The following is a 20,353-nucleotide window of genomic DNA, read 5'->3' on the forward strand; positions in this document are numbered from 1 at the left end:
GCTGTGGGACTTGAGGCCGCCGCGGGTTGGGTCCGGCCGTTGGTCGATTGCGCCCGCGCGGGTCAGTGGTCGAGCGCGACGACCATCTTGCCGGTGTTGTCGCCGCGCAGGAGTCCGATGAAGGCGTCGAAGCCGTTCTCGATCCCGTCGACGACGGTCTCGCGGTACTTCAGCTCCCCGGACGCCAGCCATCCGGCCACATCCTGGACGAACTGCGGCTGAAGGTCGACGTGGTCCCACACCAACATGCCTTCGAGGCGCAGCCGCTTGCCGATGATCAGCGGGAGGTTGCGCGGCGCGGGCGACGGCTCGGTGCTGTTGTAGAGGGAGATCATTCCGCAGATAGCGGCGCGCCCGTGGAGGTTGAACGAGGAGATGGCCGCTTCGAGGTGGTCGCCGCCCACATTGTCGAAGTAGACGTCGATGCCGTCGGGGGCGGCCTTCGCGAGCTGTTCGGCGACCGGCCCGTCCTTGTAGTTGAAGGCCGCGTCGAAGCCGTACTCCTCGGTGAGCAGCCGGACCTTCTCGGCGGAGCCGGCCGAGCCGATCACCCGGGACGCACCCTTGATACGGGCCAGTTGGCCGACCTGGCTGCCGACCGCGCCGGCCGCACCGGAGACGAAGACCGTGTCGCCCTCGACGAAGGAGGCGACCTTGAACAGGCCGGCGTAGGCGGTCAGGCCGGTCATGCCGAGGACGCCGAGGTAGGCGGAGAGCGGGGCGAGGTCGGCGCTGACCTTGGTGGCCTGGGCGGCGGGCACCTCGGCGTATTCACGCCAGCCGAGGCCGTGCAGGACGTGGTCGCCGACCGCGAACCCTTCCGCGGCGGAGGCGATGACCTCACCGACCGCGCCGCCCTCCATGGGCCGGTCCAGCTCGAAGGGCGGCACATAGGACTTCACGTCGTTCATCCGGCCGCGCATGTAGGGGTCGACGCTGAAGTAGCGATTGCGCACGAGGACACGTCCTTCGCCCGGTGCGGATACGGCCACCTCGCGCAGGGCGACGTCATCGGTCGTCGGCCAGCCGTGGGGGCGGGCGACGAGGTGCCATTCACGACTGGTCGTGGGAAGTGCGGACATGCTGGGGAGCCTCCGGGTTTTGGTTCAGCACATGGAATACTTGTCGACCTGAATATTTCACCATGACAAACATCTGGGTACGGTGTCCACCATGGCCTCACCGCGCAGTGACCCCTTGACCCGCGAAGTCGTCGACCTGATCGGCGCCGTCGTGGCCCGCTACCACGCGGAGTACGAACAGGCTGCGGCCGAACAGGCCCTCACCGCGGCCCAGGCCAAGGTGCTGGGACTACTCACGGCCGAAGCGCTGCCCATGCGCCGGATAGCGGAGAAGCTCACCTGCGAGCCGTCGAACGTGACCGGGATCGTGGACCGGCTGGAGGCCCGCGGCCTCGTCGAGCGGCGGGCTGATCCGCAGGACCGCAGGGTCAAGCTGGCCGCGCCCACCGAGGAGGGCGCCAGCACGGCGGGGCGGCTCCGGGATTCGCTGGAGTTCGCCCGCGAGCCCCTGGCGCAGCTGTCGCCCGAAGAGCGTCGGGTGCTGCGGGATCTCCTCAAGCGCATGCTGGGCGACGGGCCGGGCTGACCAGGCTAGGACGAGGACCAGAGCACTGGGGCAGGCGTACAAGCGCTGAGGGCCGGCTTACCCGCTTGGCAAGGTGGGGTGCACGACATGAGGTGCAGCGAGGTCTACCGATGTTCGACTTGGAACCCCCTCCGCACCGCACTGTCGATCACGATCGACTCATCCATCAGACCGGCACATTCGTCCCTTCGGCCCGGAGCCGAGACACGACCTGGCCGAAGCATCGTTCCACCCTGGGGCCGTCGGCCCGCAGGGTCTGGGTCAGGGGGCCGAACTGAACGATGAAGGTCCAGCCAGGCGTAGACCGCTCCCCATCGGCCTTGAGGAAAACACTGGCGCCCTGGTCCACGAGCCAGTCCAACACGAGGATGCCGATTCCATCGCCACCGGCATCCCCCGCCCAGTCCGGCAGCCGCACGTCCATGGGCTGGCCGGCATTGCGCAGTGTGGTCCATGCACGGCGCACACACTCCCCCACTGATGCTCCCTCGGTCACGACGCCGCCCTGCCCCAAAACGCGAAACGTCCAACGCAGCGGGTCTGTGTCTCCTGCCGCCCCACCGTTGGCAGAAACGGTGGCAACCAGTCCCAGCTCAGCAAGCCTCTGCATGAAGATCAGGACTTCATCTTCACCGAAAGGTGCATCGGCTTCGTCCTCTTGCCTACGGTGGCTGGTGGTACTCACAGGCCCACGGCATCCCTTCGCGGTCTCAGACTTCGCCCGTGCGAGCGTTGAACAGCTTCATCTGGTGTCTGCGGACAACACATCGACGAGGCCGGGCGGCGCCCTTGGGCGTTCAGTGTGGATCACCGAGCCGCCAGGTGTACTGGGCGAAGTCGATCGCCTTGAAGCGATGTTGCCCCGTGCACCCGCCTGGAGCGTCACTGTGGCGCTGCGGCGGTGAGCTGCCTCGCGCGCTGCTCGTCCAGCGTCGGGTAGTCGGTGTAGCCCTGTGCGCCGTGTGTGTAGAGGTGCTCCATGTCAATCGGTGTGGCGAGCGGGTCGTTCGCGGCGATGCGCGCGGGCAGGTCGGGGTGAGTGAGGAACGCGCGTCCGTAGGAGATGAGGTCCGCGTGGCCTTGCGTGAGCGCCTGTTCTCCCTGGTGTTGGGTGGTGGGCGCGTGGTTCTCGCCGACGTTGGCGATGAGTGTGCCGTTCCAGCGCGGTCTCAGATCTGCCAGGGCCGGGTAGTCGTCGTTGTCGGTGAGGTGGAGGTAGGCCAGGCCGAGCGGGGCCAGCGCGTTGAGCAGCGAGCGGTACACGGGGGCTGGTGCGTGCTCGGACATGCCGAACTGGGGGTTGCCGGGTGAGAGGCGGAGCCCGAGCCGGTGCGCTCCGATGGCCTCGGCGACTGCGGTGACCAGTTCGACGGCGAACCGGGTCTTGTCGCGCCCATAGCCGTCGGTGCGGAGGTTGGTGTTGTCGGCGAGGAACTGGTGGGTCAGGTAGCTGTTGGCGCCGTGGATCTCCACACCGTCGAAGCCTGCCCGCAGGGCGTTTCGCGCGGCGGTCGCGTGATCGTTGATTGCGGTACGGATATCGGCCGCCGTCATCTCACGTGGTACTGGCGCCTCGGCCTTGCCGTCCTTGACGTGCACAGGGCCGGGGACCGGAACAGCGGACGGCCCTGCCGGGATGTCGCCGAGCAGCCGTGAGCGGGGGTGCCCCTGGCGTCCGCCGTGCATGAGCTGAGCGAAGATCCGCCCGCCGCGTGCGTGCACCGCCTCGGTCACCGCGCGCCAGCCGGCGATGTTGGCCTCGGTCTCAAGCCCCGGGAGGCGCCAGCCGCTCTGTCCCCTGCGGTGCGGCCAGATGCCCTCGGTGATGAGAAGCCCGGCCTCCGCACGCTGCGCGTAGTAGTCCGCGACGACGGGGAGCGGTGTTCCATCCTCGTGTGCGCGGAACCGGGTCATGGGGGCCATGACGAGACGGTTGGGGAGGATGAGGCTGCCGGAGGTGTAGGGGACGAGGAGGGGAGAAGGGGCTGTGTTTGTCATGCGGGAACCGTAGGATCTGACGTCGGTGTCAGGTTCAACCTTTGGGCTCAGTGAGGGGCTGGAAACCCATGAAGATCGGCGAGCTATCCCAGCGTACGGGCGTGAGCGTGCGCTCCCTCCGTTACTACGAGGAGAAGGGCATCCTTGCCTCCGAGCGCACGAGCGGAGGGCACCGGGACTACCAGGAGGCAGCCGTCGACCGTGTGATCCTCATCCAGCAGTTGCTGGCCGCTGGGCTGAGCGGCGACAAGATTGCGAGCCTCCTTCCCTGCATGCGCGACCACGATGGGGGCCCGGCGGAGACGGCAACTCCCTGGCTGGTCGACCAGTTGGAGGCAGAGCGCAGCCGGATCGACCGCTCGATCGAGGACCTGCGTTACACGCGCGAAGTCCTGGACGAGGTCATCGCGACGGCGGCGGGCTGACCAGAGTCGAACCATTGAGCTCACATCGAGGTGGAGGCCGCAGTGGAGTGCCCCGACATGTCGCACGGTGCCCGGCTGGCCGCCCATGGCGCCGTCTCCGCGGCCCTGGCCCGGCACGGTGATCGTGCCCTCCTCGAACTCGTCGACTCGGCCGCGCCGATCGGATCCGGCATCGGCGGGAAGTCGGCCCTGCTGGAGATCGCCGGAACTCCGGTCTTCGTGAAGCGCGTACCCCTCACCGATCTGGAGATGCGGCCCGAACACGTCCGGTCCACGGCGAACCTGTTCGAGCTGCCGGACTTCTGCCACTACGGCGTCGGCGCCATCGGCGGGCCGGGCTTCGGGGCCTGGAGGGAACTCGCCGTGCACACCATGACGACGGACTGGGTGCTCGCGGCGGAGCACGAGGGCTTCCCGCTGATGTACCACTGGCGGGTGCTGCCGGACTCGACGCCCCTGCCGGAAGAGCTGGCCGACGTCGACCGGGCCGTTGCCTACTGGGGCGGTGAGCCGCAGGTGCGCAGCCGGATCGAGGCCCTCCAGCAGTCATCGGCGAGCGTCGCACTGTTCCTGGAGTACCTTCCGCAGAATCTGCATCAGTGGCTGAGCACGCAGATCGCAGCGGGAGACCGGGCCGCCGACCGGGCCTGCGCCATGGTGGAGCGGGAGCTGACGGCCGGCGCCTCGTTCATGAACGGCCGCGGTCTCCAGCACTTCGACGCGCACTTCGAGAACATCCTCACCGACGGTCGCCGGCTGTACTTCGCGGACTACGGCCTCGCCATCTCCTCGCGCTTCGCACTGTCGCAGGACGAGGTCGACTTCTTCGACCGACATCAGACGTACGACCGCTGCTACATCGCCACACATCTGGTGAACTGGCTGGTCACCGCGTTGTACGGATATCAGATCGAGGACCGGGACGGCCGCGGCGCGCTGGTGCGCGCCTATGCGGAGGGCAAGCGTCCCACCGGGATTCCCGAGGAGGCCGCAGCGATCATCGCCCGGCACGCGCCGGTCGCCGCCGTGATGTCGGACTTCAACCGCGAGTTCCGGCGCCGGAGCAGACGGACTCCGTACCCGCTGGAGGAGATCCATCGGCTCGGCGGGACATACGGTCCGTCCGATCGCTGACGGCCGCCCGGGGAGGGAGGTGCGCCGCGTCCGACTCCAGCCGGCGACGCGGGCACATCGAGCCCGAGCGGCGGCACGCCTAGACGCACCACCACAGGAACTGCTCGCAGTCGTCGGACGGCGAGGGCGAAGGTGTCGGCAGCGATGAAAGGCGTGGTTGCGGCGGCTTCGCGGTCCGGCCGGGAGCGCTGGGGGTGGGGCTGGTGGGTCGGTTCGGGGGCCGCGACGAGGGGGCAGTGGTGGCAGTCGGCGAGGGCGCCCGGGTGCGGTCGGCACGGGAATCCGCTGCGGGCTTGCGCGGGCGTTCGGTCGGGCGGGCGCTGGTGGTCGGTCGACCGGTCGCCTCATCTGAATCGCCTGAATTGCCTGAATCACCGGGATCGGCTGGAGGTTCGACGGTGGCGGTCGACTCGGGCACCGGTTCCGGCTCCGGCGATGTCGCCTCCTTGACCGAGGTGGCGGCCCCTGCCCCTTCGTCGTTCTGGGTGAGCTCGACCAGACCCCAGGCGCCCGCAGTGAGTGCGAGGCAGACACCGCCGATCAGCACCTTGCGTCCACGGCCTTTGCGGGCTCGCCGGGAACGTGCCCCTGGTCGGACGGAGGGTCGCGGGCCGGGGCGGGAGTGCGATCTCCTGGAAACCACGTCGATCGGCTCGATCGCATCGGCACTCCGGCCCACCGCGTCCTCGCCGCGGCCCGGCCCCGGGGCTGCCGAGGCGGGCCGGATCAGTTCGTACGCCGGCGTTCCACAGCCCGCACAGGCGAGGGCTCCGTTCAGATGCCGTTGGCAGGGGTGGCAGTAGTCCATGGGCCCCGAAGGCTATGAGGCGGGAAGGCGCGGAAGTGACGGATGGTGTGAGGATGCGGTGAGGACTCTTCGCCCATGCGTACGAATGGGCCATGGGGGCGCCGCAAGCCGACCGGGCATGAGCATCGCCGCCGTCACCATCCCCGGCACCCACCGGCACCGGCAGGATGGTGCCCATGACGGCCACAGCGCCCTTCGGGCCCCTCGACTTCCAACTGGTCCTCCTGCGCCGGATGGCCGACTTCCACCCGGAGCTGGTGGAGGAGGCCCGGCGCGGGCTCGGCGTGTCCACGGCGGCCATGCGCGAGGCGAACCGGCGCTGGCAGGCGATGGTGCGTTCACCGAAGGGCCGGGGCACGCTCAACCGCTACCGCTCGGTCCTCGGCGAACCCGAATCGCGCCAGGGACGACGCATCGGCGATCTGGAGTGCGAGGCGCTGCTGTGGCCGGTCCCGCTCTGGCCCGACCTCCGGTTCGAGGTGATGGCGGCGGCGCGCGGCGGCTCGGTGTGGAACGAATGGCTGGTGCGCGCGCCGGGTGCGGCGGGTCCCGATCTCCACACCGCCACAGATCTACGGCCCTGGTCGTGCACGGTGGACGAGGCCGCACGTGCCTTCGCCCCCGCCTCCCCGCTGCCGGGCTCGGCGCCGACCCGCTGGGGACTCTCCCTGACCCTCCCGGGCGGGGAGATCCGTACCGCTGAGTTCTGCTGGGGGCTGTTCCAGCGGCTGGTGTAGCGCCGGGCACAGCTGCGCCGTGGCCCGGTGGACGCCCGCGCCCTCGTACGACCCCTGCACTGTGGCGACCGGGGCTCCCGTACCCCCGAGCGGCCCACCCAGCGCGCGCCCGGACCCCGGCCGCCGGACGATGCCCTCAGGTACCGCACTCGGGAGGAATCGCCGTGACCGTCAGTCTTGAGCAGTTGCGCCGCTGCCATGTCGCCGTCGACCTGGGTGCCGCGCGGACCAGGGTCTTCGTCAAAGGTGCCGGGCTCGTCGTGGACGAACCGAGCGTCGCCGCCGTGAACACCCGCACCGGTGCGCTGATCGCGGTCGGGGCACTGGCCGAGCAGATGACGGGCCGCACCCCGGACTACATCAGGGTCGCCCGTCCCGTCTCCGGCGGCACGGTCGTCGACATCGACATGGCCCAGCGGATGATCCGGCATCTGCTGGGGGAGAAGTTGCGCCGCCAACTGCGCCGCAAGCCGAGACTGCGGGCGGCGGCCTGCACCCCGCATCTGAGTGATCCCCTCGCCCAGCGCGCGGCCGTGGAGACGCTCGTGGGCCTCGGAGCCCGGCGCGTCGAACTCGTCGACACCCTCATCGCGGCGGCGGTCGGCTGTGGGCTGCCCGTGGAGCAGCCGACCGCGACCATGATCATGGTGTGTGGTGCGGCGACCACGCAGATCGCGGTGCTCTCGCTCGGTTCGATCGTCACCGCAGAGCGGGTGCCGGTCGGTGGCAACGCCATCGACCACGCGGTCATCCAGCACCTGCGCACCCAGCACGAGCTAATGCTGCCCAGCCAGTCCGTGCGCCCTCTCCAGATCGCGCTGCACGGCAACGGTCTGACCTCCAAGGGCCCTGAGTCCACCGAGATCCACGGTCGGGACGTGGCCACCGGGCTGGCCCGCTCGGTGCAGGTGAACACCGCCGCCGTGCGCAACGCCATCCACACCCCCCTCACCTCCGTGCTCGACGGCATCGGGAAGGTGCTGCGGGACTGCCCGCCCGACCTGGTCGCCGACCTCGCGGACCGGGGGATCATGATGGTCGGGGGCAGTGCACTACTGCCGGGTTTCGACCAGATGCTCCGCGATGCGACCGGTATGCCGGTACAGATTGCGGAACGTCCGGACATCTGCGCGATCCTGGGTCTGGGCGCCATGCTGGAGGGCAAGATCCGGCCGCTGGTGCTCAACCCACTGGCAGAGGTCGAGTGACAGCGGAGGCACATCCGGCGTGAACGGTCCGAAGGGTGACGAGCGGGCCCGGCCGCCCGCCGGTGCACGGCAGGACACGGCGACGGAAGCCGGGCTCGCCCTGTTCCTGGAGGCGGTCCTGAGCGTCGGGGTCGATCTCGATCTGCCCACGACACTGCAACACCTGGTGGACACGGCCACCCAACTAGCAGGGGCCAGGTTCGGGGCGCTCGGGGTGGTGGACCCGGAGTGCAAGCAGATCACCGAGTTGTTCACCTCGGGCATCAGTGCGGCCGAGCGGGAGGCGATCGGCCCGATGCCGACCGGGGACGCGGGGCTGGTGGGAGTCCTCATCCGGGACCCTCAGCCCCTGTTGATCAACGATGTGGAGGCCGATCCCCGGGCGGCCGGGGTGCCCGAGGGCCATCCCGCGATGCGTTCCTTCCTCGGTGTGCCCATCCGGGTCCACACCGAGGTCTTCGGCAACCTCTACCTCTCCGAGAAGATCGGCGGTCCCTTCACCGAGGACGATCTTTCGGTGCTCCAGGTCCTCGCCTCCCAGGCGGGCATCGCCATCGGCAACGCCCGGCTCTATGCGAGCGCGCGGCAGCGCGCCCGCTGGATCGAGGGCGCGGCGGCGGTCACCACCGCGCTGTTGACCGGCGAAAGCGCCGACGACGCGCTGATGACGGTGGCCGAGCAGGCCCGCATCCTCGCCGACGCGTCGGCCGGGGTGGTGCTCCAGCCGACCGACGACGGCGGGATGGAGATCGTCGCCGCCGCCACCACGGATGGTTCCGGCGATGCCGACGACATCGTGGGGGCGGCCATCGCGCCCGGTTCGCCGGTGTTGGTGCAGTTGTTGGGCGGGGAGCCCGTGTTCATAGAGGACTCGGCCACCGATCCGCGGATGACCACCCATGTGCGTTCCAGGTTCGGCCCTTCGATGATGCTTCCGCTCCAGAGCGGCGGACGGTTGATCGGCACGCTCGCCCTGCCCCGGGAGCGGGGCGGGCGCCCGTACACAGCCGGCGATCGACTGCTCGCCGCCCAGTTCGCCTCGCAGGCCGCGCTGGCACTCGTCCTCGCGGACGCCCAGCACAACCGGGAGCAGTTGGCGGTGTACGAGGATCGCGACCGGATCGCCCGTGATCTGCACGATCTGGTGGTGCAACGGCTGTTCGCCACGGAGATGATGTTGGAGTCGACCCGGCGCAGGGCCGCCGCCGACGACGCGGACGAACTGCTGTCGCGTGCGGTGGACGAGTTGGACTCGACCATCCAGGAGGTGCGGACGGCGATCTTCGCACTCCAGCAACCGCCCAGCGAGACACCGGCGAGTCTGCGCAGCCGGGTGCTGAGGGAGACGGCCGCGGTCTCCTCGGCGTTGGGGTTCCGGCCGTCCGTGCGCTTTCGGGGCGCCGTTGACACCCTCGTACGGGAACCCGACGACCGGCAGTTGCTGGCCGCGTTGCGCGGGGCGCTGGCTGCGGCCCGTCGACGGCCGGGCATCACGGCGGTGGAGGTGGACGTGGATGCGACGGCCCGGCTGCCGGACGGCCGGACGGGGGTGCGGTTGGTGGTCCGGGACGACGGCGAGCGCGAGGACGACGCTTCGGGTACGACGGTGAGTTGGCAGGCGCCCGGCTAGACGGTCAGGGGCACGTCACCGGTGCGTCTGTGGCATCGGTGTCAACGTGGGCGACTGTCGGACGCTGACGCCGCCCGCAGGGCGATGCGGGTCTGGGACTGGGCGACGCCCGCCTCCCGCTTGAGGGTGCGCAACAGGGCGTCGAGTGCGGCGGGGTCGGCTGCCCGGGCGCGTACGAGGTAGTCGTGGGCGCCGGTCACATGGACGACCTCGGTGATGCCGGGAAGTCGCAGGGCGACCCGCTCGAACTCCTCGTTGGAGGTGTCGAGCCGCAGGGTGATGTCGATGAAGACCATCAGACCCGCCCGATGGTCCGCGGTGGGGTCGACCAGGGTGGTGAAGCCCTGGATCACTCCGCTGCGGACCATCCTGCGGACCCGGTCCGCCGCCGCGTTGGCGCTCAGTCCCACCCGCACTCCCAGGTCGCGGTAGGAGATCCGCGCATCCCCCTGCAAGACGCCGAGGATTTCTCCGTCGATTCGGTCCATTGTGCGATTGTCGCAGTTCTGACCGTAATGCAGCCGCGTGAGCGTCGGTCCGGGTCCCAGAGTGCCGTGCCATGAGCGATGTCATGACAGCAGCGGTGGCGGGTGCGGTGGCGGGCTTCGGGGTGGCGCTGCCGATGGGCGCGGTGGGCGTCCTGCTGGTGCAGGAGGGGCTGCGCGACCGCCGGGGGGCGATGGCCGCCGCGGCGGCGGTGGCGTCGGTGGATCTGCTGTACGCGGGGGTGGCGACCGCGGTGGGTCCCTGGGTCGCGACCGCGCTTGCCGGGGTCGAAGCATGGGTGCGACTGATGTCGGCGGTGGTGTTGGGGGTGATCGCGTGCTGGGGTCTGCGCGCCTCGCAGCGGCCGAGGGCCATGGGCACATCACCGGGTGATGGCCCGGCCGAACCGGGCGCCACGAAGTACACGGACCCGACGCCAGGGGGCGTCCCGGTGCAGGACGACCGTGGTGCCCACGGCCGGATCTTCCTCCGGTTCGCCGCCCTGACCTTGATCAATCCGACCACCGCCCTCTACTTCGTGGCCCTCACCACGGCTCAGGGCGCCGAGCTGAGCGGCGGCACGGCCGGTCTGGTGTTCGTGGGTACGGTCTTCCTCGCATCACTGCTGTGGCAGCAGACCTTGGTACTGGTCAGTGCGGCGCTCGGCAGCCGACTGCCGGACTCGGCCCGAATATGGACGTTTCGGATCGGCTTCGCCTTGGTGGCGGCGTACGCGGTGAAGGTGGCGCTCCCACTGCCGACGCTTTAAGCGGTCACCGCGGTGCGGAACCGAGGGATGCCCACACGGACACAGGGGGGTGAACCGCACGGAGAGGTCGAGACGCACGAAGAGGTGCGAACCGTACGGAGGAGTGCGAACACGCCGCTCCTCGCCCGCGCCGATGCCCGACGGGACAATGAGGTCGCTGTGCGATCCATCCGCCCATCTTGGAGGAACGACGAGTGAGTGACCTCTTCCCCGCGCTGACTGTCGCATCGGACCGGCCCGCACTGCGCTTCGGCGAGCGCAGACTGACGTACGGAGAACTGGCGGGCGCGGCGGGCTCGCTGGCCGTACGGATCGGTGGGGCCGCACGGCTCGCCCTGTGGGCCACCCCCACCCTGGAGACGGCGGTCGGCACCGTGGCGGCGCTGCTCGCGGGCGTACCGGTGGTGCCGTTGAATCCCAAGACAGGCGAGCGGGAGTTGGCGCACATCGTCGCCGACAGTGCGCCCGCCGCCGTACTGGCCGGGCCCGAGGCCGTGCTGCCGGGCGCGTTGGAGCGGTTGCAGCGCATCGACGTACCCGTGACCGGAACCGTGGGGCCGCTCCCGGACGATCCCGATCCGCTCACGCCCGCGCTGATCGTCTACACCTCGGGCACCACGGGACCGCCGAAGGGTGCGGTACTGCCGCGACGGGCGATCGCCGCCAATCTGGACGCCCTCGCGGACGCCTGGGACTGGAGCGCAGACGACGTGCTGGTGCACGGACTGCCCCTGTTCCATGTGCACGGGCTGATCCTGGGAATCCTCGGGCCGCTGCGCCGCGGGGGCGAGGTGCGGCACCTGGGACGGTTCACCGTGGACGGTGTCGCCCGCGAACTGGGCGACGGCGGAACCATGCTCTTCGGAGTGCCCACGATGTACCACCGGTTGGCCGAGGCACTGAGCGGGGTCGCCACCTCCCCGGCCGGTACGGGCGCCGAATCGCCGGCCGCGGTGGCGAAGGCGCTGACGGGTGCCCGGCTGCTGGTGTCGGGCTCGGCGGCGTTGCCCCTGCACGACCATGAGCGCATCGAGGCGGCGACCGGGCGCAGGGTGGTCGAGCGCTACGGCATGACCGAGACACTGATCAACACGAGCGTCCGGGCGGACGGCGAGCCCGGCCCCGGCTCGGTGGGCGTGCCCCTGCGGGGGGTTGAACTGCGGCTGGTCGACGACGAGGGCGCGGGCGTCGAGGAGCAGGACGGGGAGACCATCGGGGAGATCCAGGTGCGCGGCGAGAACCTGTTCACGGAGTACCTCAACCGCCCGGACGCGACGGCGGATGCGTTCGACGGAACGTGGTTCCGCACCGGAGACATGGCGGTGCGCGACCCGGACGGCTCCGTGCGGATCGTGGGACGTCGGGCCACGGACCTGATCAAGAGCGGCGGATACAAGATCGGCGCCGGCGAGGTCGAGAACGCGCTGCTCGACCATCCCGGGGTCCGGGAGGTGGCGGTGACCGGGGAGTCGGACGCCGACCTCGGTGAGCGGGTGGTGGCGTGGATCGTCCCGACGGAGCCGCACTCCCCACCGGACCAGGAGGAGTTGATGACCCATGTCGCCGTGCAGTTGGCGCCGCACAAGCGTCCTCGTACGGTGCGGTTCCTGGCGGCGCTGCCGCGCAACGACATGGGGAAGATCCTCAAGCGCGCTCTGGTGACCGGGCCGACCGACTGAGTAACGGCGTTGACCGGGGTGTGGGGTGCGGCCGGCTCGCGGACCGACGCGGGCCGGCCGCACCCCCGTGTCCGGGCCTCTGTTCACGCCCGGGGGCATCCGAGAGGCTTCAGGGGCGGTAGACGTGGAGGTACTCCACCTCGAAGGACATCTCCGAGGTGTCGGGGGTGGGTGCCGGGTGGTAACGCCCGGCGCAGACCGAGAGGTTGACGATCAGATAGGCGCGCCAGCGTCTGCCCACTCCGCGGTGATCCGCGAAGACCCGTTCGCCGTTGACCCACCAGACCACCGAGCGGGTGCCGAACTCCACGCGCAGGTCGACCCAACCCCCGGGGCCGATCGAGGGGTCTCGGTAGTAGCGGTGGCTGCCCCTGACCCGGTTGGACAGTTCCAGCAGATCAGGGTTGTCGGGGTGGTACTCGAAGATGTCGATCTCCTGGTCGCCGTCGAGCCAGGTCCAGATCGCAGGCCATGCCCCGAGCACGTCGGGCAGTCGGACCCGGGCCTCCAGCGCATCACCGGCTCGGACCATGAACCCCTCGTTGCTGCCCTCGGTGGTCAGCAGTCCCGCGTCCCACAGGCCGTCGGGGCGACGGGTGGCCCGAAAGGTGCCGGCGCGGCTGTAGGCCGGGTCGGGCACCAGGTAGTCGAGTTTGTTGTCCCCGGGATTGGTGGGGCCGCCCCGGGGATAGGCCCAGGAACGGCCGGCGACCCATTGGGCGGTGGAGGTGAAGTCCGCGGTGAAGACCGGGGGCTCTGAATCCGGTACGCGCCCGGCTTTCGGTGGGCCGGCCGTGTCGGCGCCGCCCACGGGGGTGTCGGCAGTGGTGTCCGCACCGCCGACTCGTCTCCCTATCCGTGTGAGCCAGCTGAGAAGGTCAGTGAGCACGGCACTCCTCCCGTTGCGGGGAACCTCTGGAGCGGTTCTGCCCCTCGGGGGGCCGCATATGCCGCCACACTCACTGAAAGTGATTCACACGTTACAGATAGCAACGTACAAAGTTTCGAGGGCGTCCCTCGTCAGGGAATCGCGATCGCCACGAAAGGCCAACCTCCGAGACCTTCAAGATCATATTTGTACGAATCTTGTTCGAATCCTCGATTCGGCGCGCATCTCCGCACCGCGGGCCCTAGCGTGAAGAGAAGGACCGCGACACCCGAGCGATCCGCGACAGCCGAGACACCCGAGCAATCTGTGACAGCCGAGACACCCGAGGCATCAGACACGAGAGGCGGCATCCCCATGTCCGTACGACCGGACGGCACTCCCTGTTGGGTCGACGCGATGTTCCCCGACATCGAGGCCGCCAAGAACTTCTACGGTCAACTGCTGGGCTGGACCTTCAATGACCCGGTCGAGGAGTTCGGCGGCTACGCGACGGCGTTCTCGAACGGGAAATCCGTGAGCGGCCTCATGCCCGCCATGCCGGGAGTGGACGCTCCCCCGGCGTGGAACCTCTACTTCGCCACGGCCGACGCTGACGCCACCGCCGCGAAGATCCAGGCGAACGGGGGCACGCTCGTCGTGGAGCCCATGTCCGTCGGGAACCTCGGCACCATGGTCGTCGCGACGGACCCCACCGGCATCGCCTTCGGCGCCTGGCAACCGGGCGAACATCAGGGCTTCGAGACCAAGAACGGGGAACACGGGGCGTACGCGTGGTCCGACGTGTGCTCCCGGGACGTGGCCAGGACCGACGACTTCTTCCCCGCCGTCTTCCCCTTCACCGTGCAGCGCATGGACGAAGAGGGCGTGGACTTCCGCCTCTGGAGCGTCGGCGCCGATCCGGCGCTCGGGCGGATGAAGGTCGAGGACGAGTTCCCCTCGGACCTCCCGCCGTTCATCAACGTCTACTTCTCCGTGCCCGAGGCCGACACCGCCGTCGCCAAGGTGATCGAGTTGGGCGGAAAGGTCATCTGGGGGCCGATGGACAGTCCCTTCGGACGGTTCGCGACGGTCGCGGATCCGCAGGGTGCGGTGTTCTCCGTCTTCGACCTGGACAAGCAGACGGGCGAGGTGCCCACGTTCAGTTGACCGCCTGTCCCCCCAGGCCGTGTGACAGGCCCGGTGACGGCGGGGCGGGGGTGTCTGGGGCAACGCCCAGAGGTCGGTAGACCGCCCGGGCGAGGGCCAACGAGCGGCCCTGGGCGCGTCGTACGGACACGCCGAGCGGCGCGGTGGGTCCCGCGGATCCCATCGCGCCGCTCCCTGCGTCCTCCGCGCCCTCCACTCCAAGGGCCGAAGGCGTTCAGGACACCGTGTGCGTCCCTTCCGAGGACGGCGGCAGCCGGGCCGGATGCCGTGCGCCGACGACCCCGACCTCAGCCGGGGCGCCCGCCCCGGGCCCGAGGTGCGTCAACGACGGCCCCGTCGACGGCTGTGTCTGGGGCCGACGGGCCGTGCTGCGCTCCCCCACCGGTCCCACCCCACCCATCACCGCGATCGGATGCTCCTCGGCCACGGGTGGCGCCTGCGCGCTCAGTTGGCGCGATGCGCCCCGCTGCGCCCGGGTGGCGTCCGGCCCGCCCTGAGGAGGAAGCAGGGAGGCTCCCCCTTCGAACGAGTCGGCCGACCGGGTCGGCCGGGGAGGGTCGTTGACCTCTCGGGTGGACCCGACGTTGGCGTTGCCGGGCTTGATCCTCGGAGTGATCGCATTGTTGCGGTCGGTCGTCCACTGCTGGTCGTTCGAACCGTCACGGACCTTGACCACGACGGTGGCACCGGCGCTCGGAGCGGCGGGGGCGACGGCGAGCCCCTCGTTCCAGCGCGGGACCAACTGGCCGAGGACAGTCAGGTCGTACCGGATGTGGGAGGCGTCATTGGCCGTGGTGGCCGGACAGTTCCCGAGGACCGTGACCCCGTCCAGAGCCCGTGAGTTGAGGCAGAGTTCGGGTGCCGCGGCGCTGCGCAACCGCCCGTCCTGCTCATAGACCCACTTCTGGGTCACGGAGGACGCACAGGCGGCGAGGACCGCATCTGCCCCGGTTGACGCGCGTTGACCTCGAACGTCAAGGCAGAATCCGGATGCGGTGCTGCGCAGTCTGGTGGTGAGCGGACCCACCGGATGGCCCGCCGCGGAGGTCGCCGACGGGTCGGGACCGGCCGGTGGGGCGGCGCCGGGTACCGGATCGGCGGAGATCGTGCCTTCCGGGATCGCATAGCCCGCCATCCCACCGCCCGCCCACGGTTCGGTGGCGACGGCCGCCACCACCGCGATACCGGTGGCGATCCCCAGACCGGCGACCGCTGCGGTGCGGCCTCGCGGGGAGAGTCCACGTCGGCGGGCGGTGGGCGGGGTGCTCCCACTGTCGCGGGAGCGCCGTCGGGCGTGGCTGGTCGGCCCGCGCCACTCGACGTCCCTGCTCTGGTGGCCCGCCTCGCCCCGACCCGGACGGGAGTCCAGATAGGGCTGGGCGGCCCAACCGAGCATCCCCTCGGCGATCAGCAGGGCCAGCCGGCCGTCCCCGTGGTCCAGTTGTTCCGCCGCGGACCGACAGTGCTGACAGCGCTCCAGATGCCGACGGAGGTCCGACAGTACGGCGCCTCCCCGGCGCATGGACACGTCGATGAGGCGGTTGTAGTGCCGGCAATCGGTCTCGGGCGCAAGTTCGAGATGGAAGCGCAGGATGCCTGCTCGAAACATTTTTCGTGCCTGTTCGAGCTGAGCCGGCGCGCCGCGTACATCCATGGCAAGTAAACCGGCCGGTAGCGATATCTCTTCTGCTTCCACCTCCACATGCCAGAGCAGGCATTGCGCGGGCCCGGGCAATGCCTGGAATGCCCGAGCGGTCAGTGTGCGGTTCTCCGCGACCGTAAACATATCGACGGGGACCGTATGTCCGGTCTGCGGATTCTGAAGTTCGGGGAGCGTTGCTATGCGTTCATCGGTCGCCCATCCCTCGGCGATACGACGGGCATGCATCAAGAGCATCGGACGGATTGCGGCACTTGATCGGACCTGCCGCAAGTTTTCCAGCGCTTTGCTGAATGCGGCGGTAGCGAGCATGGCCGCCGCTTTCTGCGAAGGTGTCCCGATCGAGGCGTAGTCGAAGACCGGTTCCCAGTGTCGTGCGATCAGTACCGCCACGGAACGGGCCTCGTCCCTACCGTCGTTGGCCCTGAGCGCCGCTGCCAGCCCTTCGTCGGACGCGGCCGAGTCAAGGCCGGTGCGACCGGGTGGGGCGGTGGTATGAGTTCGCGGATTCTGCATAAGAGGTCATTCCATCCTTGGCATTGCAGTGGGGGGTTGGGCAGTGCCGTCCGGACCTGGCCTACGGAACCGTGCTTTCGGTTATTGAGTTCGTTGTGGTCATTGAGTTCACGGCATGCAAGAAAGGGGGTTCGAGCATGTGGTCTATACCGCCAACCAATCAAACGGTTGCGCATTAGCGGCCGTGTTCGGACGTGGGGAAGCTCACCTTCGCACAACCATGTGTTGGGAACAAGAGTCACCAACTTGCCTGGAATCACTGGGCTGCTGAGGGGAATTTCGGGCGCGTCAGGCTTGCTCAGAGTTGACCGATTTACTCACGGTCACAGCAGGTAAGGCACGACTATTCGAACATAATTTTTCGAACAGGAGGGGGTGTTCGACGGCCTTCCCGACGCCCCTGGGAACCACAGCCATTCGCGGTACACGGACTCGGTCCGAACGGCCCCACAGGACTGCCGGACACCGTCCATAGCTCTGTGCTACCGATGATTTCCCGTCACAGAGCGACCAACTCTGCCTCGGTCGCCTTGACACTCGCCCAGACGATCGCACCCTCCGCCAGGCCCAGATCGGCCGCCGCTGCCGGAGTGATCTCAGCGACCAGGTCGGGTGCCTCGGCGGAGCCGATCAGCACCCGCAGTCGACTGCCTGACGCGGTGATCTCCCGGACCGTGCCGGGCCAGACGTTCCGGGGACTGCCCCCAGGCCGCTCCCGGTGCACGGAGACGGCTTCGGGGCCGATGATCGCCAGCGCCTCACGCCCCGCTGGCAGCGGCTCGGCGACGATCAGCCGACCACCACCGGACAGATCGAGCCCCTGTTCGGTCGTCGTGCCCGACCAGGCATTGCGGCCCAGCATCCGGGCGACCCAAGGGGATCGGGGATGACGGGTGACCTCCGAGGGAGGCGCGTACTGGACGGCCCGGCCCTCATCCAGCACCAGTACGCGGTCGGCGAGCGACACGGCCTCCACCGGGTCATGGGTGACGATCAAACACACCCCGCCGAAGCCGGCGAGATGGCCGCGCAACGTGTGCCGGACCCGGGCCCGGGTCGTCTGGTCCAATGCGGCCAAGGGCTCGTCGAGCAACAGCAGTCGGGGGCGGACCGCCAAGGCCCGGGCGAGGGCGACCCGCTGCGCCTGCCCCCCGGAAAGTTGGGCAGGCCGACGCTGAGCGAGGGGTCCCACACCGAGTCGATCCAGCCACATCTGTGCGGAAGTTCGCGCCGCTGTCCGGGAGACGCCGTGGGCGCGCAACCCGTACGCCGTGTTCCCCAGCGCGCTGAGATGGGGGAAGAGCGCACCGCTCTGCGGAACCCAGGCGACACCGCGGCGATGGGGCGGTAGAGCGCTGACATCGGTGTCGCCGAGGTGGAGGACGGCATGGGCACGGTCGGTCAGCCCCAACAGGGCCCGGAGCAAAGTGGTCTTGCCGGCGCCGTTCGGGCCGACGACGGCGATGGTCGTCCCGGGCGGAGCCTCCAGGACGAATCGGGTGAACCCGGTGAGATCCGCGTGGAGCGAGTACGGTTCGGACGACTCGGCACCGGGCTCCACGGGCCGGGACACCGCTGGCGTTCGGGCCGGATCGTTGCGCTCGTCGGCCGATTTCGGCCCCACAGCCCACGGCGGGAACTCGGGGGCCACAGTGCCATCGGAGCCCTGGGCAGCCGCGGTGTCCTGGGAACCCTCGGAACTGTGGTCGTCCTGTGGGACCTTCTGGTCCTTGTTGCCCTTGCTGTCCCCGCTGCCCTTGCGCGCCTCGCCGACCTCACGGTCCGCTGTCGCTCCCCCCGTCCAACGGCCCCGTAGCGCGATCAGTACGACCATGGCGATGGCCAGGAGCAGGAGGGAGACCGAGGTGGCGGCGGCTGGTTCATCCTGGAGGAGGAGGTAGACCTGGAGCGGCAGGGTCTGGGTCGCGCCCGGCAGATTCCCGGCGAAGGTGATAGTCGCGCCGAACTCACCCAGCGCACGAGCCCAGGTGAGGGCGGCCCCCGCGACCAGTCCGGGTGCGGCCATCGGCAGGGTGACGGTGAAGAAGACCCGCACCGGGGACGCCCCCAGCGAGGCCGCGGTCTCCTCGTAGCTGGGCCGCAGCCCCCGCAGCGCCCCTTCGAGGCTGATCACCAGGAAGGGCATGGCGACGAAGGTGGCGGCGACGACGGCCCCCGAGGTGTGGAAGGGGAGGACGATCCCGAAGGTGTCCTCCAGCCAGGGCCCGAGCAGCCCCCGGCGCCCGAAGCCCAGCAGCAGGGCGACGCCACCGACGGTGGGCGGCAGCACCATCGGCAGCATCACCAGGGAACGGACCAGTACCTTGCCCGGAAAACTGACCCGCGCCAGCAGCCACGCCAGCGGCACGCCGAGGAGCAGCGACAGACCGAGGGCCCAGAAGGAGACGAACAGCGAGAGCCGCAGCGCCTCGGTGACGGCCGGGCTGGTCAGATGCGTCCCCAACTGGGCCCATTCGGTGCGGGCGAGGATGCCGACCAGAGGGAGCAGCAGGAAGGCGACGGCGAGGAGCGCGGGGAGCGCGAGCGCGAGGGGTGCACGGGCGCGGGGGCGGCGGTTCATCCGGATTCTCGGGTCCCTGGGGCGATGGTGCGGAGGGCGGCTGGTGTACGAGGTGTACCCGGTGCGCACCCGTCCGTCCGACTCCACGCGCCGAACGGCCGCGGCTGCGCGGGGGACCTACGGCTGTTGGAATCCGGCCTCCTTGAGGATCTTCTGGGCGGCGGGGGTGCTCAGCCAGGCGACGAACGCGGCGGCGGCCTCGGGGTGCTCGGACGTCTTCAGGGTCGCGGCCGGGTATTCGGCGATGGCGTTCTGGGCGTCCGGGATGGTGATGGCGTCCACCTTGTCCGGGGCGGAGGCGGCATCGGTCTGGTAGACGAGCCCCGCATCGGCCTCGCCGAGTTCGACCTTGCTGAGGACCGCGCGGACGTTGGGCTCCTGCGAGACGGCCTTGACCTTGATCTGCTGGGCGTCGAGGACCTTCTTGCTGTAGCGGCCCACCGGGACCTCGGGCGCCGCGAGGACCACCTTGAGCTTGGTGTCGGCGAGGTCCTTGAGGTCGTCGATCTTGTACGGATTGCCCTCGGTGGTGGCGATGACGAGTCGGTTCTTCGCGATGACGGTGGGAGTGCCGGTGTCCGAGCCGAGGCCGTCCATCGTCTTGGTGTCGGCGGTGACGAGGGCGTCGGCGGGGGCTCCCTGACGGACCTGTGCGGCCAGTTCCTGGGAGCCGGCGAAGGAGAAGGTCACCTTGGTGCCGGGATGGTCCTTCTCATAGGCGGCGCCTGCCGTCTTGAAGACATCAGTGAGGGAGGCGGCGGCGAGCACGGTGAGCTGGGCTGCGGGAGGGGTGCTCGCGGCGCCGGTCTTGCGGGGCTCGACGTCCTCCCCGTCGCCGTCACTGCCGCAGGCCGTGAGCGGTACGAGGAGGGCAGCGGCCAGCGTCAGGCAGACGGTGGTGCGTCGTGCGGTGGGGAAGGCAGGCATCGGGGTGACTCCTGATGATGAATGGCGGATCGACCGGTATGCACCGGGCGGTCCGCGTCGCGATGGGTCTGCGTCGATCGGCCGGTACCAGCCGTTCTGTGCCGGTCTGTGCTGGTCTGTGCCGGCCGTTCTGCGCTGATCGGTCTGAGCTG

The 20,353-nt window shown here is 69.6% G+C and carries 19 protein-coding genes; 9 read left to right on the forward strand and 10 right to left on the reverse strand.

Annotated features, from left to right (window positions below; genetic code table 11):
* Positions 1–62: 62 nt before the first annotated feature.
* Entirely contained in the window at positions 63–1,082 is a 1,020-nt protein-coding gene (locus tag OID54_RS12440; RefSeq protein WP_329018275.1) for an NADP-dependent oxidoreductase, read from the reverse strand.
* 91 nt (positions 1,083–1,173) lie between these two features.
* On the opposite strand from OID54_RS12440, the gene OID54_RS12445 reads away from it, so the two are divergent.
* Positions 1,174–1,608 carry a MarR family winged helix-turn-helix transcriptional regulator gene (locus tag OID54_RS12445; protein ID WP_329018277.1) on the forward strand — a complete coding sequence of 145 codons (435 nt, stop codon included), beginning with the start codon at positions 1,174–1,176 and terminating at the stop codon, positions 1,606–1,608.
* Between the two features lie 166 nt (positions 1,609–1,774).
* Here OID54_RS12445 and OID54_RS12450 read toward each other — a convergent pair whose 3' ends face one another.
* Together OID54_RS12450 and OID54_RS12455 are read right to left on the reverse strand one after the other, a co-directional pair.
* Positions 1,775–2,104, reverse strand: a complete 330-nt coding sequence (locus tag OID54_RS12450) for a hypothetical protein (protein WP_329018279.1) — start codon at positions 2,102–2,104, stop codon at positions 1,775–1,777.
* Positions 2,105–2,490: 386 nt separating this feature from the next.
* On the reverse strand, positions 2,491–3,606 hold the full coding sequence (locus tag OID54_RS12455; protein WP_329018282.1) for an alkene reductase: 1,116 nt from the start codon (positions 3,604–3,606) through the stop codon (positions 2,491–2,493).
* A 68-nt stretch (positions 3,607–3,674) separates the two neighbouring features.
* Between OID54_RS12455 and OID54_RS12460 the strand changes: the two genes are divergently transcribed.
* Entirely contained in the window at positions 3,675–4,031 is a 357-nt protein-coding gene (locus OID54_RS12460; protein ID WP_329018284.1) for a MerR family transcriptional regulator, read from the forward strand.
* Between the two features lie 57 nt (positions 4,032–4,088).
* On the forward strand, positions 4,089–5,165 hold the full coding sequence (locus OID54_RS12465) for a serine/threonine-protein kinase (protein ID WP_329018286.1): 1,077 nt from the start codon (positions 4,089–4,091) through the stop codon (positions 5,163–5,165).
* Positions 5,166–5,244: 79 nt separating this feature from the next.
* Here the strand turns inward: OID54_RS12465 and OID54_RS39185 are convergent, their stop codons facing one another.
* A complete protein-coding gene (locus tag OID54_RS39185; protein WP_443055570.1) occupies positions 5,245–5,973 on the reverse strand; it encodes an SCO2400 family protein in 729 nt (242 codons plus the stop codon).
* A 176-nt stretch (positions 5,974–6,149) separates the two neighbouring features.
* Between OID54_RS39185 and OID54_RS12470 the strand changes: the two genes are divergently transcribed.
* The 3 genes from OID54_RS12470 to OID54_RS12480 all read left to right on the forward strand — a co-directional run bounded on the left by OID54_RS12470 (position 6,150) and on the right by OID54_RS12480 (position 9,548).
* Positions 6,150–6,710 carry a hypothetical protein gene (locus OID54_RS12470; protein WP_329018289.1) on the forward strand — a complete coding sequence of 187 codons (561 nt, stop codon included), beginning with the start codon at positions 6,150–6,152 and terminating at the stop codon, positions 6,708–6,710.
* 164 nt (positions 6,711–6,874) lie between these two features.
* Positions 6,875–7,918: a rod shape-determining protein gene (locus OID54_RS12475; protein ID WP_329018292.1), complete on the forward strand. Its 1,044-nt coding sequence runs from the start codon at positions 6,875–6,877 to the stop codon at positions 7,916–7,918.
* A gap of 19 nt (positions 7,919–7,937) precedes the next feature.
* Positions 7,938–9,548 carry a GAF domain-containing protein gene (locus OID54_RS12480; RefSeq protein ID WP_443055571.1) on the forward strand — a complete coding sequence of 537 codons (1,611 nt, stop codon included), beginning with the start codon at positions 7,938–7,940 and terminating at the stop codon, positions 9,546–9,548.
* Between the two features lie 41 nt (positions 9,549–9,589).
* Here the strand turns inward: OID54_RS12480 and OID54_RS12485 are convergent, their stop codons facing one another.
* On the reverse strand, positions 9,590–10,036 hold the full coding sequence (locus OID54_RS12485) for an Lrp/AsnC family transcriptional regulator (protein ID WP_329018295.1): 447 nt from the start codon (positions 10,034–10,036) through the stop codon (positions 9,590–9,592).
* Between the two features lie 71 nt (positions 10,037–10,107).
* Here OID54_RS12485 and OID54_RS12490 point away from each other — a divergent pair, with 71 nt between their 5' ends.
* Together OID54_RS12490 and OID54_RS12495 are read left to right on the forward strand one after the other, a co-directional pair.
* Positions 10,108–10,803, forward strand: a complete 696-nt coding sequence (locus OID54_RS12490; RefSeq protein WP_329018297.1) for a LysE family transporter — start codon at positions 10,108–10,110, stop codon at positions 10,801–10,803.
* Between the two features lie 194 nt (positions 10,804–10,997).
* Positions 10,998–12,482 carry an acyl-CoA synthetase gene (locus OID54_RS12495; RefSeq protein WP_329018301.1) on the forward strand — a complete coding sequence of 495 codons (1,485 nt, stop codon included), beginning with the start codon at positions 10,998–11,000 and terminating at the stop codon, positions 12,480–12,482.
* A 109-nt stretch (positions 12,483–12,591) separates the two neighbouring features.
* On the opposite strand, the gene OID54_RS12500 is transcribed toward OID54_RS12495, so the two are convergent.
* Positions 12,592–13,293: a beta-glucanase gene (locus OID54_RS12500; RefSeq protein WP_443055772.1), complete on the reverse strand. Its 702-nt coding sequence runs from the start codon at positions 13,291–13,293 to the stop codon at positions 12,592–12,594.
* Positions 13,294–13,725: 432 nt separating this feature from the next.
* On the opposite strand from OID54_RS12500, the gene OID54_RS12505 reads away from it, so the two are divergent.
* Positions 13,726–14,517 carry a VOC family protein gene (locus tag OID54_RS12505; protein WP_329018307.1) on the forward strand — a complete coding sequence of 264 codons (792 nt, stop codon included), beginning with the start codon at positions 13,726–13,728 and terminating at the stop codon, positions 14,515–14,517.
* Here the strand turns inward: OID54_RS12505 and OID54_RS12510 are convergent.
* The 4 genes from OID54_RS12510 to modA all read right to left on the reverse strand — a co-directional run bounded on the left by OID54_RS12510 (position 14,510) and on the right by modA (position 20,201).
* On the reverse strand, positions 14,510–14,680 hold the full coding sequence (locus OID54_RS12510; RefSeq protein WP_329018310.1) for a hypothetical protein: 171 nt from the start codon (positions 14,678–14,680) through the stop codon (positions 14,510–14,512). The two genes, OID54_RS12505 and OID54_RS12510, sit on opposite strands and share 8 nt — an antisense overlap.
* A 51-nt stretch (positions 14,681–14,731) precedes the next feature.
* Positions 14,732–16,693 (reverse strand): RICIN domain-containing protein, encoded by a 1,962-nt coding sequence (locus tag OID54_RS12515; protein ID WP_329018313.1) that lies wholly within the window; start codon positions 16,691–16,693, stop codon positions 14,732–14,734.
* Between the two features lie 499 nt (positions 16,694–17,192).
* Positions 17,193–19,274 (reverse strand): ABC transporter permease, encoded by a 2,082-nt coding sequence (locus OID54_RS12520; protein ID WP_329018315.1) that lies wholly within the window; start codon positions 19,272–19,274, stop codon positions 17,193–17,195.
* Between the two features lie 117 nt (positions 19,275–19,391).
* Entirely contained in the window at positions 19,392–20,201 is an 810-nt protein-coding gene (gene modA / locus OID54_RS12525; protein ID WP_329018319.1) for a molybdate ABC transporter substrate-binding protein, read from the reverse strand.
* Positions 20,202–20,353: the final 152 nt, after the last annotated feature.

This window comes from Streptomyces sp. NBC_00690 (genome assembly GCF_036226685.1).
Taxonomy (GTDB): Bacteria; Actinomycetota; Actinomycetes; order Streptomycetales; family Streptomycetaceae; genus Streptomyces.